Here is a 14,127-nt window from a genome sequence, read left to right as displayed (position 1 = left end):
GAGCATCATGGGAACATGAAGAAGAACGGTCCCGAAGCCAAGCTCCTCGTCGTCGATGACGAACCGAACATCCGCGAGCTGCTCTCCACGTCCCTGCGCTTCGCTGGTTTTGAAGTCGTCTCGGCCGGCAGCGGACGCGAGGCACTGGCTGCTGCTGAGTTGCACTCCCCCGATCTGGCGGTGCTGGACGTCATGCTGCCGGACATGGACGGCTTCACCGTTACCCGCCGCCTGCGCGCCGCCGGCAAGCACTTCCCCGTCCTGTTCCTCACGGCCAAGGACGACACCGAGGACAAAGTCACCGGTTTGACCGTGGGCGGGGACGATTACGTCACCAAACCGTTCAGCCTCGACGAGGTGGTGGCCCGCATCCGCGCCGTACTCCGGCGCACGCAACCCCAGGTCGACGACGACGCCGTGATCCGGGTCGATGACCTACAGCTCGACGACGACGCCCACGAGGTCCGCCGCGGCGGGACCGTGATCGAGCTCTCGCCCACGGAATTCAAGCTCCTGCGCTACCTCATGCTCAATCCGAACCGGGTCCTGTCCAAGGCCCAGATCCTCGACCATGTATGGGAGTACGACTTCAACGGCGACGCCTCGATCGTGGAGTCCTATATCTCCTACCTGCGCCGCAAAGTGGATATCGATCCCGATGCCCCGGCACTGATCCAGACCAAGCGCGGCGTCGGCTACGTTCTGCGGACTGCCGAGAAGCGCTGATCTTGCTGAACCGCTGGAAATCGGCGTCGCTGCGCTCGCAGCTCGTGGCCATCATGATGGCGCTCATGCTGGTGGCCCTCACGGCTACCGGGGCGGGCACGCTGACGCTGCTGCACAGCTTCCTGCAGGGCCAGGTGGATGACAAGCTCCGGGCCGCCGTCGAATCCGCGCGGCAGCAGCAGTCCTTCAGCCAGTTGCAGGAGACCAACTCCACCGTTCCCACCGACTACTCGCTGATGCTCTTCAGCCCCGGCCTTCCGCCCTACACCTTCGGCGGCGACAAGGAATCCCACCCCGCGCTCAGCACCTTTTCCTCGGTCGAGGCCCGGGAACGCCAGCAGATGCCCTTCCAGGTCCGCGGATCCGAGGGCGGCAGCTGGCGGGTCGTGGCCGTCAGCGTGGTGGACAACAACAACCGCGGCGCCGTCGTCGTGATCGGGCTGCCGCTGGACCCCGTGGATTCGGTGATGGAACACGCTGCCCTGGTGGTGGTGGGTGTGGGCCTGCTGACGCTCGTGCTGGCGTTCTTCATTGCCACCTGGACTGTTTCGCGGTCCTTCCGGCCGCTGGCCCGGGTGGAGAAGACGGCCGCCGCGATCGCCGCGGGAGACTTGTCCCAGCGTGTGGAGGTGGAGAACCCGGGCACTGAGGTGGGCCGGCTTGGGAGCTCGCTCAATGCCATGCTCGCGCACATTGAGACGGCCTTCGCCGCCAGGATGGCGTCCGAGGCGCGGATGCGGCGCTTCGCCGCCGACGCCTCGCACGAACTGAGAACCCCGCTGGTGACCATCCGCGGGTTCTCCGAGCTGTACCGGCACGGGGCGTTGTCCACCCCGGAAGACGTGGCCACGGCGATGGGGCGGATCGAAAGCGAAGCCAAACGCATGGGAGCCATGGTCGAAGACCTGCTGCTGCTGGCCAGGATCGACGAACAGCGGCCGTTGCAGCAGAAGCCCGCAGACCTGCTACTGCTGGCCAACGACGCCGTGGTGGACACCCAGGCGAGCGACCGCAGCCGCACCATCACCCTCACCGGGATTGACGGCGCGGCCCCGGCCGCCGCCCCGGTGCTGGGCGACGAAGCCAAACTGCGCCAAGTGGTCAGCAACCTGGTCGGCAATGCCCTGCGCTACACGCCGGAGGGCACCCCAGTCGAAATTGGCGTCGGGGTCCGGACCGCACCGGACGGAACACGGCAGTCCGTGATCGAGGTCCGGGACCACGGACCGGGGGTTCCGGATGAGGAGGCGGCCCGTATTTTCGAGCGCTTCTACCGGGCCGACACCTCCCGGACCAGAGAGACCGGCGGCAGCGGACTTGGCCTGGCGATCGTGGCCGCCATCGTCGGCTCGCATTCCGGGTCCGTGCGGGTCGGGAAGACCGACGGCGGCGGTGCCACGCTGGTGGTCAGCATCCCGCTCCTGGACGAAGAGGCCACGGAACGGTCCACAGCGGACTTATCCACATAGGGGCCGACGGCGGTGTCCGGCCGGCACGCCGCCCGCCTACGCTCGAGGTGTCCGGAAGATCCGGATGAGGCAGCCGCTCCCCGCAAGCTCTCACCGAAAATGTCACCGCAATACCTCACCGCAGACCCGCTGACGTTCACCGTGCTCCGCCGGGCCGCGGCCGCCTCCCGAGCATTCGAGAGGCATTTCCATGAGCATCATCTCCGTCGATACCGAACTCCTCCAGCTAAAGTCCGCCAACGTGCAGGCCACGGTGGAGAGGATCAGCGCGGACGTCCACGCCATGAAACGGGGGCTGGACGAGCTCCAGGGCAGCTGGCGGGGCTCCGCGGCGACTAATTTCCAAACCCTCGTGGCCGAGTGGACGCTGACCCAGGGCAGGGTCGAGGCGTCCCTGGCGTCCATCAACCTCGCGCTGAACTCCGCTGCCGCCACCTATGCGCAGGCGGAACTGGGCAATGCGCAGCGCTTCACGTGAGCCGCACGCGCCCTCAGGCCTCGGGTGTGCCCTGGTGGAAGCGCAAGCGCCATTGGGCGCCTTCAAGGACCCACAGGGAGCTGCGCAGGGCTGATCCCTCACGGGTGTGGCTGCGGTAGGTCAGCAGGATGGTCTTCTCACCCAGCCGGTCCGCGCCCAACAGTTCCAGCTCCACGGCTCCGCCCGGGTTGTCCTCGAGTGACATCATCATGGCGTCGCGGGTCCAGATCCGGCCGGAGCTGCCGATTTCGGTGAAGTCCGGATGGAGCAGCACGCCCGTACGGCCAAGATCCGCCCGGGTTTCGGGGCGGAGCAGTTCGCGTTCGAGGGACTCGACGACGGCTTCGGCGCTGGCCCCCGCCCGGTCTACGGCAGGTTCTTCTTCGAGTTCGCTGAAGAGGTCCGGTTCGTCGTAGGTCCCCGGCGCGCCAAAGAGTTCCTGCTGGCCGGCTGGCGCCGGGGCTGCCTGCGGCCGGGTCGCGGCCGCAGGGGCGGCTGCGGGTGGGGCGGCGGACTGGGCGGCGGGCTGCATCTTGTCCTGCTGTGTCATGCCCTGCTGTGTCATGTCCTGCTGTGTTTTGCCCGCTGGCGGTTCGCCCGCTGGCGGTTCGCCCTCCGGGGTGCCGAACCCGGGACCCTGCCGGACGGCCACGCCCTGCTGGTACGCCGTGGCCGCAGCCCGGGCGCGGACGTCCGCCGCCTCGTTGAGCTCGTGCCCCGCGTGGCCCCGCACCCACTCGAAGGTGTACTTGCGGCCCACGAGCGCCTGGTCGATGTCCTTGAGGAGGTCCACGTTCAGCACCGGCTTGCCGTCGGCTTTGCGCCAGCCCTTGCGTTTCCAGCCGGGCATCCACTTGGTCACGGCGTTGATGACGTACTGGCTGTCGCAGAGGATCAGCAGGTCTTCCCCGGGCATGTGCGCCGTTGCCCGGAACAGGTCCAGCACCGCCATCAGTTCGCCCTGGTTGTTCGTGCCGTGGGGCCACCCCCCGGCCCGCCAGCAGTCGTCATTCACGTACCAGGCCCAGCCGGCCGGGCCAGGATTTCCTAAGGCCGAACCGTCGGCCGCTGCTGTAATCGTCACTGACCCATCCTGCCAGAACCCGCCGACGCCCACCGACGCCCCCTTGGACAGGGGCCGCGCTTAACCGGCGACGGCGGCCCCACCCGAAGGTGGGACCGCCGTCGTCGAACAGCCGATGATGGCTGGCGCGGGTGGTTAGAAACCGCCCATGCCGCCCATGCCGCCCATGTCGTCGCCGCCGCCCATCGGGGCGCCACCCTTCTCGGGCTTGTCGGCTACAACGGCCTCGGTGGTGAGGAACAGGCCGGCGATGGAAGCCGCGTTCTGCAGGGCAGAGCGGGTTACCTTGACCGGGTCGTTGATGCCGGCGGCCAGCAGGTCGACGTACTCGCCGGTGGCGGCGTTGAGGCCGTGGCCTGCGGGCAGGCCGCGGACCTTGTCCACGACGACGCCGGGCTCGAGGCCGGCGTTGAAGGCGATCTGCTTCAGCGGGGCGTCGATGGCAACGCGGACGATGTTCGCGCCCGTTGCTTCGTCACCGGAGAGCTGCAGGTTCGCGAATGCCTTGGCACCGGCCTGGATCAGGGCAACGCCACCGCCGGCGACGATGCCCTCTTCGACAGCAGCCTTGGCGTTGCGGACGGCGTCCTCAATGCGGTGCTTGCGTTCCTTGAGCTCGACCTCGGTTGCGGCGCCGGCCTTGATGACTGCAACGCCGCCGGCCAGCTTGGCCAAGCGCTCCTGCAGCTTCTCGCGGTCGTAGTCGGAATCGGAGTTCTCGATCTCGGCGCGGATCTGGGACACGCGGCCGGCGATCTGGTCGGCGTCGCCTGCACCCTCGACGATCGTGGTCTCGTCCTTGGTGACAACAACCTTGCGGGCCTTGCCAAGGAGTTCGAGTCCGGCGGTCTCAAGCTTGAGGCCGACTTCCTCGGAGATGACCTGGCCACCGGTGAGGATGGCGATGTCGGCCAGCTGCGCCTTGCGGCGGTCGCCGAAGCCCGGAGCCTTGACGGCGACGGACTTGAAGGTGCCGCGGATCTTGTTGACGATCAGAGTGGCCAGGGCCTCGCCCTCGATGTCTTCGGCAATGATCAGCAGCGGCTTGTTGGACTGCATGACCTTTTCCAGGACAGCAACCAGTTCCTTGACGTTGGAGATCTTGGAGTTGACGATCAGGATGTACGGATCCTCAAGGACCGTTTCCTGGCGCTCAGCGTCGGTGACGAAGTAGGCGGAGATGTAGCCCTTGTCGAAGCGCATGCCTTCGGTCAGCTCCAGCTCGAGGCCGAACGTGTTCGACTCCTCGACGGTGATGACGCCTTCCTTGCCGACCTTGTCGAGGGCTTCGGCGATCAGGGCGCCGATCTCGTTGTCGCCGGCGGAGATGGACGCGGTGGCGGCGATCTCTTCCTTGGTCTCGATTTCCTTGGCGGAGGCCAGGAGCTCGACGGTGACCGCGTCAACAGCCTTCTCGATGCCGCGCTTGAGGGACAGCGGGTCAGCGCCGGCCGCGACGTTGCGCAGGCCTTCCTTGACCAGGGCCTGTGCCAGCACGGTTGCCGTGGTGGTGCCGTCGCCTGCGACGTCATCCGTCTTCTTGGCAACTTCCTTGACCAGCTCGGCGCCGATCTTTTCGTAGGGATCGTCCAGCTCGATCTCCTTGGCGATGGAAACACCATCGTTGGTGATCGTGGGGGCGCCCCACTTCTTTTCGAGGACGACGTTGCGTCCCCGCGGGCCGAGGGTGACCTTGACGGCGTCGGCGAGGATGTTCAGGCCCCGCTCAAGACCGCGGCGTGCCTCTTCATCAAATGCAATGATCTTGGCCATAACGGCAGTAGTCCTTTCGGGACAGTCGTTAAGAATGAACCTTCGCTGTGGTGCCCGCGACGGACGATCCCAACCCCGCGGCCTCTGTATGCCGCCGGGTCCGGGATCTCACCCCAGCAAGGTGTTTCTTTAGCTCCTGGACCGACTGCCCCACTTCGCGGCCGGGCGGACCGGGCGTCGTGTTAGCAGTCAGTGCGCTGGAGTGCTAAATCAATAATTAGCACTCCCCCGGGGAGAGTGCAAGCAGTGGCCGGCCGGAACCGGCCGCCACGCGGGCACAATACGCTACGAGCGATCAGCCGCCGCTGCTGCTCGCGGCTTCTTTGCCGTCCACCGTGGGCAGGTTGTCCTCGCCGTAGGTCGAAACCATGTAGTTCGCTTCGGTGATGTCGCCGTGGGCATCAAAGTTGATCCGTCCGGACTGGCCGTCGTAGTCCGGCCGCTGGCCTGCCCGGAGGACGCCGACGCAGTCCTTGTAGCTCGTGCATGACTCGCTGGGCGGCTGGCTGCCGGCGGCCCCGGTTCCGCCTGCTGCCGGGGTTCCGCCGGAGACCGCGACGAGGGACGCCGCGATGGAGGTGCCGGCGTCGTCCTCTGCGGCGGCGGCGGCGACGGCGGCCAGGACGACGGCGTCGTACGTCTCGGCGGCGAACACCATGTCCTTCAGCCCGGGATCAACGGCCACGAGGTCCGCCTGGAAGGCTGCGGAGGGAAACACGCCGGGCAGGATCCCGCGTGCACCCTCGAGCGCCCGGGCGCCCAGGCCAGAGCCGTACTTGCTGACTGCTCCGTCACTGAGGACCAGCTTCTTGCCGGCGAGGCCGGCGTTGTTCAGCTCGGCGATGGCGCCCTGTGCGCCGTCGCGCGAGACCAGGATGACGGCGTCGGGGTTGGCGGCCTTAGCGGCGGCGACAGCCTGCTGCGCCTGGCCGGGGGTGAACTCCGAGTCCGCCACGACCTCCAGTCCGGACTGTTTCGCCGCGCCGCCGACGGCGGCGGCGACGTCTTTGCCGTAGTCGCCTTCCTCATGCAGGACGGCCAGGGTCCTGGCGCCGCCGTCTTTGACCAGTTTGGCGAGGACGGATGCCTGGGCGATGTCGGCGGCCGAGGTGCGGAAATAGTAGCCGCCGCTCTTGTAGTTGCTGAGCGCGGCGGCGGTGTTGGCCGGGGAGATCACGGCTACCTTGGCGTTGGCGAGCACGTCGATGGCGGCCGGGGCACGGCTGGAATCGGTCGGGCCGATCACGACGTCGGCCTTGGCGGCAACCAGCGCTTTCGCCTGGGCGGCGGTGTCCGTGCTGATGGTTTCCGGCAGCAGCTCCACCGGTTTGCCTTTGTGCCCGCCGGCAGCGTTGATCTCCTTGACGGCAAGTTTGGCCGCCGCGAGCTCGGAGGCGTTGAGGAAGTTCTGCTTGCCCGTGTTGTCCAGGATCAGGCCGATGCGCAGGGTGCCGTCACCGCTGGCGTCGGCGCTGGCCACGCGGGCACTGCCCGCGGGGCCCAGGCAGCCCGTCAGGGCCAGGGCCGCTACGGTGCCCGCCGCCAGGGCGCGGCCCAGCGGCAAATGTCCTCCGCGGCGCCCGGCCGCGTTCCTTGGGGCGTTCGTGACGGCAGCCAGTACCACTAGGCGGGCCGGACGCTTTCGGCCTGCGGGCCCTTTTCGCCCTCGCCGACTTCCAGTTCCACCCGCTGGCCCTCGTCCAGGGCGCGGTAGCCTTCCCCGACGATCGCGGACCAGTGCACGAAGACGTCGTTCTCGGAACCGTCCACGGCGATGAAGCCGTAGCCCTTTTCGGCGTTGAACCATTTGACGGTTCCCAGTGCCATGGTGTCCACACTTTCAGCTAGCTTGCGTGCGGCCCACCTCGATGTGCGCCGCGGACTGCGAAAAGAAATCCGCAGATACTGTACCCACAGCGTCCCCCAGGAACGCCGGCGGCGGGCAGGGCCCCCGCCTAATAGTTATTGAGGCGTAACCGGATTGGCTACTGGTAGCCGGGGCCGAGCACGACGACAAGGGGCATGTTGAACTCGGCAGAGTCCACGAGGGTGTCGACGCCGAGGAGGGCTCCGAGTGCCTCCGCATTGCCCTTCTGCTCGACGCCGCTGTAGAAGATCACCGACGTCTGTTGCGGGACACCGCCCCAGTTGCCGGTCTCGCCCAGGACCCAGCCGTCGGAGGTGACGGTGCCGCCGACGCGGGTGGCGAGGCCGGCGGTGGTGGTCGCGTTGTAGATCGTCACCGGCTGCGTCTTGTCGACAGCGGCGGCTGTGGCGCCCGGCGTAGCTGACGGCGAAGCCGCCGGCGCGGCGGCGTCCGTGCCGGCCGGCTCCGGACTCGTCGGCGTGGGACTGGGGCTCACGGTGCTCGTGGCGAACGGGCTGCTGCTGGCAGATGCGGACGCGCTGCCACCGGCGGTCACTGCCGCGGCCTGGCCTGCGGAGAAGCCGAGCTTCGGCAGGATCAGGAAGGCCACCAGGCCGATGGCCAGGGCTACGCAGCCGGCCGCCAGGATCGGCGCCAGACTCCGCCGCCGCGATGCCGCGACGGCCCGGTGGACTCCCTGCCGGGTAGAGGTCTCCGGGACCCGATCAAATTCATCCCGAGCGTATTTGGTCATGGTAAAACGACGTCCTTGCTGATTTCATACGGGGTGCCCGAGGCCGGAACGGACGCAACAGGACGTGCGCATCCGGCTGCTCGTGACGCGACTTTACGAATCTGTTCCCAGACGACGGGCAGTGCGGGCACGTTGGCGTGATGTACGTAGTCTACGCAATCTCTTGACCAGCATGGGATCCTGGGCCAGCGCATCCTCGGTATCGATGAGGGCATTGAGGATCTGGTAGTAGTGCGTGGCGGACAGATCGAACAGCTCACGGATGGCCTGTTCCTTGGCCCCGGCGTACTTCCACCATTGCCGCTCCAAGGCCAGCATCTGCTGGTCGCGGGCGCTCAGCGCAGACTCCGCGGACACCCCGTCCGGGCCCGCGCCGGCGGTTGGGAATCCGGCAGAATCCCCCGCGAGCACGTGCTCTTGCGCTGTTTCGGCCACGACACACTCCTGGTTGATTCCGAAAAACCTGGCTGGTATCCGTTAAAAAGTCAGTCCCAATGCTACGGCCGAATGACAGGGTTGTCATTCGGGCGGGCGCAGAAACGGGCCTTAGCTGGGGAAGAATGGGTGCTGTGTTTGATGCCGAGTTTGACCCCGCCAGTGAACCCGACGGGCTGTTCGAGCTGGAGCCCGCAGCCGCGGACACCCTTAGCTTCGCGGACCTGGCACGCAGGCCGCTGGACGCGCTGGTTGCTCCGGACTGGGCGGGACCGCTGGCGCCGGTGGAGGCGCAGTTGCGCGAAGCCCTCGCCTTTGTCGCGGGCGAAGTGGCCGCCGGGCATGGCGTTCTGCCATCGCCGGCAAACCTGCTGCGGGCTTTCCGGCAGCCCCTGGCCGGCGTCCGCGTGCTGGTGGTGGGCCAGGACCCGTATCCGACGCCGGGGCACGCCGTGGGGTTGTCCTTCGCCGTGGACGGCGCCACCCGGCCGATCCCCCGCAGCCTGGCAAACATCTACAAGGAACTTCAGGCCGATCTCGGCTTCCCCCCGCGCGTCCACGGGGACCTCAGCCACTGGGCGGACCAAGGCGTACTGCTGCTCAACAGGGTGCTCAGCGTCCGTGCCGGCGCGGCGGGCTCGCACCGGAACAAGGGCTGGGAGGCTGTGACGGCGGCGGCCATCCGGGCAGTCGCCGGCCGCTCGTCCGTATCCGGCGCGGGCCATGCCCCCCTGGTGGCGATCCTGTGGGGGAAGGATGCCGAGTCCGTGCGGCCGCTGCTGGGGTCCGCAGCCGTGATCGCCAGCGCCCACCCCAGCCCGCTCTCGGCCTCGCGCGGCTTCTTCGGGTCCCGGCCGTTCAGCCGGGCCAACGCCCTGCTGCTGCAACAAGGCAACGGGACGGTCGACTGGGAGCTTCCGCCGTTGCCGTAACAGGCCCCCGCGCAAAGCTCCCGCCGGGGGTTCTTGGTTAGGCTTAGCTGCATGACATCCGTCCCCGCAGCCACCACCGCCACCCGGAACTCGCGCCCCCAGACCGATCTGACGGTCCTGCGCAGGGAGCAGCTCTCCCCGCACATGGTCCGGATCATCGCCGGGGGCCCCGGCTTCGCCGGGTTCGTCAACAACGACTATGTGGACCGGTACGTCAAGATCGTCTTTCCGCAACCCGGCGTCGAATACCCGGATCCGCTGGATTTGTGGGCCATCCGGGAAACCATGCCGCGCAGTCAGTGGCCGCATACGCGGACCTACACGGTCCGCTGGGTGGACCCGGAGGCGCAGGAACTGGCCATTGACTTTGTGATCCACGGCGACGAGGGGCTCGCCGGCCCCTGGGCGGCCTCGGCCCAGCCCGGCGATCGCCTGACTTTCACCGGCCCCGGCGGCGGGTACAACCCGGATCCGGCCGCGGACTGGTACCTGTTTGCCGGCGATGAATCAGCGTTGCCGGCCATCGGCGCGGCGATCGAATCCCTGCCGGAAGATGCCCGCGGCCTCGCCCTGCTCGAAGTGCACAGCGACGCCGACGTCCAGGCCATCGCCGGGCCGGCCGGCGTCGAATTGCGCTGGCTGCTGCGCGGCGGCGCACCCGCCGGTGAGAGCGAACTGCTGGTCACGGCGGTGCGCGACGCCGAGTGGCCCGAGGGCCGGGTGCAGGTCTTCGCCCACGGCGAGCGGGGCTACATGAAGGGCCTCCGGGACGTGTTCCACGTGCAGCGCGGGCTGGAGCGGGCCCAGGTGTCCCTCTCGGGCTACTGGGCCAAGGGCCGGATGGAGGACGACTTCCAGGCGGAGAAGAAGCTGCCGATAGGCAAGATCTAGCGGGGCAAGATCTAGCGGGGCAAGATCTGGCGCTGCGGAGTTTCCCCACCTTTGCCACCACGACGCCGGGACACGCCGGCGCGGCGGGCTGACACGCCGTCGCGTCCCGGCAAAAGTGGGGAAACCCGGCGCCTTAGGGGAGCCGGACGGGCATTCCTCGCAAGGTCTAGCGGCGGCGGGCCCTGCGCCGTTCGTTGCTCGCCAGGCTCCGCGTCAGGGGCCGCGCCAGGGTGTCGCCGAGCACGACGCCGGCAGCGACACCGAGCACGATGGCCCCGGCGTTGAGCATGCCGCCGGCGCCCATGAGAATCTCCGATTCCTCGATGGTCAATACATACATCGACCGGAATATAGTGAGCCCCGGGAGCAGAATCAGCGCGGCGGGAACGGCCACAACCAACTGTGGGGCGCCCATCCGGAGGGCCACGACGCGGGCCAGCAGGCCGATCACCACGGCAGCGAGGGCCGGGGCGAAGCGGGATCCGATGCCCAGGGCGTCGCCGCCGATGAGGACCAGGTAGCCCACCACCCCCACGGCCGCCGTCGGCAGCAGCAGCTTCCAGCTGGTCTGTTCCGTGATGCCGATCATCAGCACCGCGATGGCGATCAGGATGACCACGGCCCACCACGGATACGCCGGAGGGAATGTTTCGGTGACATTGATCGCCTCCATGCCGGTCATATCCCCGACTACGAAGCCGACGGCAATGCCGGCAACGAGCGCGCCGAAGGTCAGCATGGTGGAGAGGAAACGGCCGGCCGCCGTGACGGGGAAGCCGTTGATCGCGTCCTGCACCGAGGAGACGAGCCGGCCGGTCGGCAGTAGCAGCAGGATTCCGCCGACCACCACGATGGCCGGCGGTATCTGGATTCCTACCATGCCGCCGAAACGCCATAACAGCAGGGCGATGAAGGTGACCAGGAAGGAACACGAGGCGGTGACGAAGAAGTCAGGTGTGCGCCACCGCCCTAGCTGCCTGGCCAGCAGGCTCACCAGCAGGTTGGAGACGAAAGCGACCGCAGAGGCTCCGAGGTCGCCGCCGAGAACACCGACGAAGACGGCCGAGAACACGCCGAATGCCACGGTGACCATCCAGCGCGGGAATGGCTTGGAACTGTGGGTGATGTCCTCAAGCCGTCGCACAGCCTCCTCACGTCCCACGCCGCCGGAGACGATGTCCGTGACGAGCTGGTGCACCTTGGCCAAGCCCGCGTAGTTGTTGGTCCAGGACCGCACGACACGAAGCAACGTGATGGGCGTCTGGTCCTTGGGGGCATAGTTGATGGCCACCGACTGGTTGGTGATGTCCACTTCGATGTTCTTCAGTCCCAGGGCGGCCGTGATGGCGATGATGCTGGTCTCAACTTCCAGGGCTCCGGCGCCGTAACGGAACATCGATTCCGCCAGATGCAAGGCAAAGTCGATCGTCTTGCGGGCCGAGGCGTCGACGCCGCCGACCTGGATCATCGGGTTCGCATAGGGGCTGCCGGCGAGCCGGTCAACGATGCTCATGGGCGCCGTCGGCGGGTTCTCGCCCTGTACCAACCTGCGCAACATGCGCTTCGCGGCGGCGTTCTGGCGCACCTCCACCGGCGACATCGGCTGCGTTCGGGGCAGGCCGTCCGTGGGCGGCCTGCGGTGGCCGCTGTATCCGTTATTCATTCCGGCCTCCTCACTGTCCTCGTCGGCTGTTTAGTAAAACTGCTGGCCCGTGCGCCGGGTGTAGACCTGGCGGGCCACGCGCTCCCCCGCCATCATCCAGGCCTTGTACTTCAGCGGGCTCAGGACCTGGTCATAGCAGCCGACAAAGTCGGTCACGGTTTTGCTGAAGCTGGTCTTGAACAGGCCCAGGCCATGGAACGGGTTTGAGGTGTCCTTGAGCTTGTCGCTCGGCGGCGTGCCGCAGAAGTCGTATTCGGTGCAGCCAAGGTCCTTGACCTGGTTGATTGCGGTCCACTGCACCAGGTGCGAGTCGCCGTACTGGCCACGCTTCTGCAGGGAGCCGCCGTCCTTGTACGTTCCCTTGCGGCCGTAGTTGATCACGAATGCGCCCACCGAGGGCACCCCGTTTTCGTACACGAAGAGCAGCCTGCCCTGATCCCGCTTCAGAAAGTTGGTCCAGAACTGGCGGTAGTACTCGTACTCGCGCACCCGGACCTGGGACTTGGCTTCCACCGTGGTGGTCATTAGGGCATACATGGCCCGGAAGTTCTCTTCCGTGGGCTCGACGTTGTGGACTTCCACGCCCTCGCGGATGGCGCGGCGCACGGCGTTGCGGCCCCGGGAGTGCAGGTTGCGCAGCAGCTGGTTTTCCTCGGGCGCAATATCGAGCAGCGCCGTGGAGTCGTTCGGCTGCAGGTTGTGGGTCTTGACCAGTCCGGCGGCCTCAAGGATCCGCGCGGCGTCGTCGGACAAGACAACATCCGGTTCGATCTTGATCGCGAAGACGCCCAGCTTGGCCCTTTTGACGAAGTCCGCGTTCGCCGCGACGATCCCGGGGATGTCCTCGACCGACGCCACGTCGGGTCCCTTGATCAGGTACCAGAGCTTGCCGAGGACCGGAAAGGACTTCTCCAGGATCAGGTTGTAGCTCGTGTAATCGGCCGACTCGTACACCAGGTGCAAGGGCTTCCAGCCAAAGTGCTGTTTGACCTCGGCGAAGGCTTCCGATTGCAGGAGATTGCCGCCGTTGGGGTTCGCCGTGACGTGGGCATCCCAGTTGGCAATCTCTTCGGCAGAGGCAAAACGGGCAGTGAATTCTCGCAAGGGTGCGGTATCCAATCATTGCGGTACGAGCTTCGGCGGCATGCGGACATGCAGCCCCAAGTCTATCGGTCCGCACCCTGCCGCCGGTCCGGGTCAGGCGGTTAGGCTGGTCTCATGCAGGCTCAGCAACAACCGCTGGAAGGCCGTCCCGGGGCGCCCGGCGGCCACTCTAAGGGCGTTGGAAGCGGCGCGGGCAGCGGCTTCTCCCACGTGGTCGCGCTGCTGCTGTTCCTCGGCGCGTCGGCGCTCGTTGCGGCCTTGGGCGGCCTGGCCACGGCCAACCACGTCAACGGCTGGTACGCCACCGCGGACAAGGCCCCGTGGTCCCCGCCGAACTGGGTTTTCGGGCCCGTCTGGACGGTCCTGTACGCCGCCATGGCCGTCGCGGCGTGGCTGGTCTGGCGCAGCCGCGCCCCGGGGTCCAAAGCGGCCCTGACAGCCTACGGCGTGCAGTTGGGGCTGAACCTGCTCTGGACGCCGGTCTTCTTCGCCTTGTACCCGGCGCTCGGGACGCCGGCGCTGTGGATCGCGTTCGGGATCATCGTGGCTTTGGCCGTGGCCGTGGCCGTGACGGTGGTGCTCTTCGGACCGATCAGCCGGGCGGCAGGACTGCTGATGCTGCCCTACCTGTCGTGGATCGTGTACGCATCCTCGCTGAACCTGTGGGCGGCACTGCACAACTAGCGCCTGCACAGCTGCAGGCCGCACAACTGTAGGCCGCATGGCTGTAGGCCGCATGGCCGGAGCAGCCGGCCAGCGCCACGTCAGCCCCGGCCGGCGGCGGTCAGCTTCCTAGCACTCCACGACGTTGACGGCGAGGCCGCCCATTGCGGTTTCCTTGTATTTGGAGCTCATGTCCTTGCCGGTTTCGCGCATGGTCACGATGACTTCGTCCAGGGAGACCCGGTGCGTGCCGTCGCCCCAGAGCGCCATTTTGGCGGCGTTGATGGC

At 67.4% G+C, this 14,127-nt stretch carries 15 protein-coding genes; 6 read left to right on the top strand and 9 right to left on the bottom strand.

The genetic code is table 11. The features are described from left to right. The first annotated feature begins 15 nt into the window (after positions 1-15). The 3 genes from AC1DGD_RS20280 to AC1DGD_RS20270 all read left to right on the top strand — a co-directional run bounded on the left by AC1DGD_RS20280 (position 16) and on the right by AC1DGD_RS20270 (position 2,673). Positions 16-726 carry a response regulator transcription factor gene (locus AC1DGD_RS20280; protein ID WP_018775770.1) on the top strand — a complete coding sequence of 237 codons (711 nt, stop codon included), beginning with the start codon at positions 16-18 and terminating at the stop codon, positions 724-726. 2 nt (positions 727-728) lie between these two features. After that, positions 729-2,195 carry a sensor histidine kinase gene (locus AC1DGD_RS20275; protein ID WP_476858018.1) on the top strand — a complete coding sequence of 489 codons (1,467 nt, stop codon included), beginning with the start codon at positions 729-731 and terminating at the stop codon, positions 2,193-2,195. Positions 2,196-2,385: 190 nt separating this feature from the next. Further along, positions 2,386-2,673 (top strand): WXG100 family type VII secretion target, encoded by a 288-nt coding sequence (locus tag AC1DGD_RS20270; RefSeq protein ID WP_026538909.1) that lies wholly within the window; start codon positions 2,386-2,388, stop codon positions 2,671-2,673. 13 nt (positions 2,674-2,686) lie between these two features. Here AC1DGD_RS20270 and AC1DGD_RS20265 read toward each other — a convergent pair whose 3' ends face one another. The 6 genes from AC1DGD_RS20265 to AC1DGD_RS20240 all read right to left on the bottom strand — a co-directional run bounded on the left by AC1DGD_RS20265 (position 2,687) and on the right by AC1DGD_RS20240 (position 8,508). Beyond that, complete coding sequence (locus AC1DGD_RS20265) at positions 2,687-3,757, bottom strand: RNase H family protein (RefSeq protein WP_476858017.1); 1,071 nt, start codon at positions 3,755-3,757, stop codon at positions 2,687-2,689. Between the two features lie 135 nt (positions 3,758-3,892). Then, complete coding sequence (groL, locus tag AC1DGD_RS20260; RefSeq protein ID WP_079555368.1) at positions 3,893-5,530, bottom strand: chaperonin GroEL; 1,638 nt, start codon at positions 5,528-5,530, stop codon at positions 3,893-3,895. Between the two features lie 295 nt (positions 5,531-5,825). Further along, on the bottom strand, positions 5,826-7,094 hold the full coding sequence (locus AC1DGD_RS20255; protein ID WP_476858041.1) for an ABC transporter substrate-binding protein: 1,269 nt from the start codon (positions 7,092-7,094) through the stop codon (positions 5,826-5,828). 59 nt (positions 7,095-7,153) lie between these two features. Continuing rightward, positions 7,154-7,357 carry a cold-shock protein gene (locus AC1DGD_RS20250; protein WP_230008017.1) on the bottom strand — a complete coding sequence of 68 codons (204 nt, stop codon included), beginning with the start codon at positions 7,355-7,357 and terminating at the stop codon, positions 7,154-7,156. Positions 7,358-7,515: 158 nt separating this feature from the next. Continuing rightward, positions 7,516-8,151: a LytR C-terminal domain-containing protein gene (locus AC1DGD_RS20245; protein ID WP_476858016.1), complete on the bottom strand. Its 636-nt coding sequence runs from the start codon at positions 8,149-8,151 to the stop codon at positions 7,516-7,518. A gap of 93 nt (positions 8,152-8,244) precedes the next feature. Continuing rightward, positions 8,245-8,508, bottom strand: a complete 264-nt coding sequence (locus AC1DGD_RS20240) for a DUF3263 domain-containing protein (RefSeq protein WP_476858040.1) — start codon at positions 8,506-8,508, stop codon at positions 8,245-8,247. A gap of 203 nt (positions 8,509-8,711) precedes the next feature. On the opposite strand from AC1DGD_RS20240, the gene AC1DGD_RS20235 reads away from it, so the two are divergent. Next, entirely contained in the window at positions 8,712-9,518 is an 807-nt protein-coding gene (locus AC1DGD_RS20235; protein WP_476858015.1) for a uracil-DNA glycosylase, read from the top strand. 51 nt (positions 9,519-9,569) lie between these two features. Continuing rightward, a complete protein-coding gene (locus tag AC1DGD_RS20230) occupies positions 9,570-10,409 on the top strand; it encodes a siderophore-interacting protein (protein WP_476858014.1) in 840 nt (279 codons plus the stop codon). 166 nt (positions 10,410-10,575) lie between these two features. On the opposite strand, the gene AC1DGD_RS20225 is transcribed toward AC1DGD_RS20230, so the two are convergent. Both AC1DGD_RS20225 and AC1DGD_RS20220 read right to left on the bottom strand, forming a co-directional pair. Then, complete coding sequence (locus AC1DGD_RS20225; protein WP_476858013.1) at positions 10,576-12,072, bottom strand: threonine/serine exporter family protein; 1,497 nt, start codon at positions 12,070-12,072, stop codon at positions 10,576-10,578. 30 nt (positions 12,073-12,102) lie between these two features. Continuing rightward, positions 12,103-13,176, bottom strand: a complete 1,074-nt coding sequence (locus AC1DGD_RS20220) for a lipid II:glycine glycyltransferase FemX (RefSeq protein WP_476858012.1) — start codon at positions 13,174-13,176, stop codon at positions 12,103-12,105. A 114-nt stretch (positions 13,177-13,290) separates the two neighbouring features. On the opposite strand from AC1DGD_RS20220, the gene AC1DGD_RS20215 reads away from it, so the two are divergent. Beyond that, a complete protein-coding gene (locus AC1DGD_RS20215; RefSeq protein ID WP_476858011.1) occupies positions 13,291-13,860 on the top strand; it encodes a TspO/MBR family protein in 570 nt (189 codons plus the stop codon). A 108-nt stretch (positions 13,861-13,968) separates the two neighbouring features. Here AC1DGD_RS20215 and AC1DGD_RS20210 read toward each other — a convergent pair. Continuing rightward, the coding region (locus tag AC1DGD_RS20210; protein ID WP_476858039.1) for an L-serine ammonia-lyase, iron-sulfur-dependent, subunit alpha at positions 13,969-14,127 on the bottom strand (159 nt) is incomplete at its 5' end.

The sequence above is a fragment of the Arthrobacter sp. 05T45 genome (assembly GCF_056395875.1).
Note: the sequence above shows the minus strand (reverse complement) of the source record. Positions and strands in the feature narration are given on the sequence as shown.

Bases quoted from the DNA above. Each gene is read 5' to 3' on its own strand.
- AC1DGD_RS20280 (WP_018775770.1), top strand. From the start codon at position 16: ATGAAGAAGAACGGTCCCGAAGCCAAGCTCCTCGTCGTCGATGACGAA.
- AC1DGD_RS20270 (WP_026538909.1), top strand. From the start codon at position 2,386: ATGAGCATCATCTCCGTCGATACCGAACTCCTCCAGCTAAAGTCCGCC.
- groL (WP_079555368.1), bottom strand. From the start codon at position 5,530: ATGGCCAAGATCATTGCATTTGATGAAGAGGCACGCCGCGGTCTTGAG.
- AC1DGD_RS20250 (WP_230008017.1), bottom strand. From the start codon at position 7,357: ATGGCACTGGGAACCGTCAAATGGTTCAACGCCGAAAAGGGCTACGGC.
- AC1DGD_RS20245 (WP_476858016.1), bottom strand. From the start codon at position 8,151: ATGACCAAATACGCTCGGGATGAATTTGATCGGGTCCCGGAGACCTCT.
- AC1DGD_RS20235 (WP_476858015.1), top strand. From the start codon at position 8,712: ATGGGTGCTGTGTTTGATGCCGAGTTTGACCCCGCCAGTGAACCCGAC.
- AC1DGD_RS20230 (WP_476858014.1), top strand. From the start codon at position 9,570: ATGACATCCGTCCCCGCAGCCACCACCGCCACCCGGAACTCGCGCCCC.
- AC1DGD_RS20225 (WP_476858013.1), bottom strand. From the start codon at position 12,072: ATGAATAACGGATACAGCGGCCACCGCAGGCCGCCCACGGACGGCCTG.
- AC1DGD_RS20215 (WP_476858011.1), top strand. From the start codon at position 13,291: ATGCAGGCTCAGCAACAACCGCTGGAAGGCCGTCCCGGGGCGCCCGGC.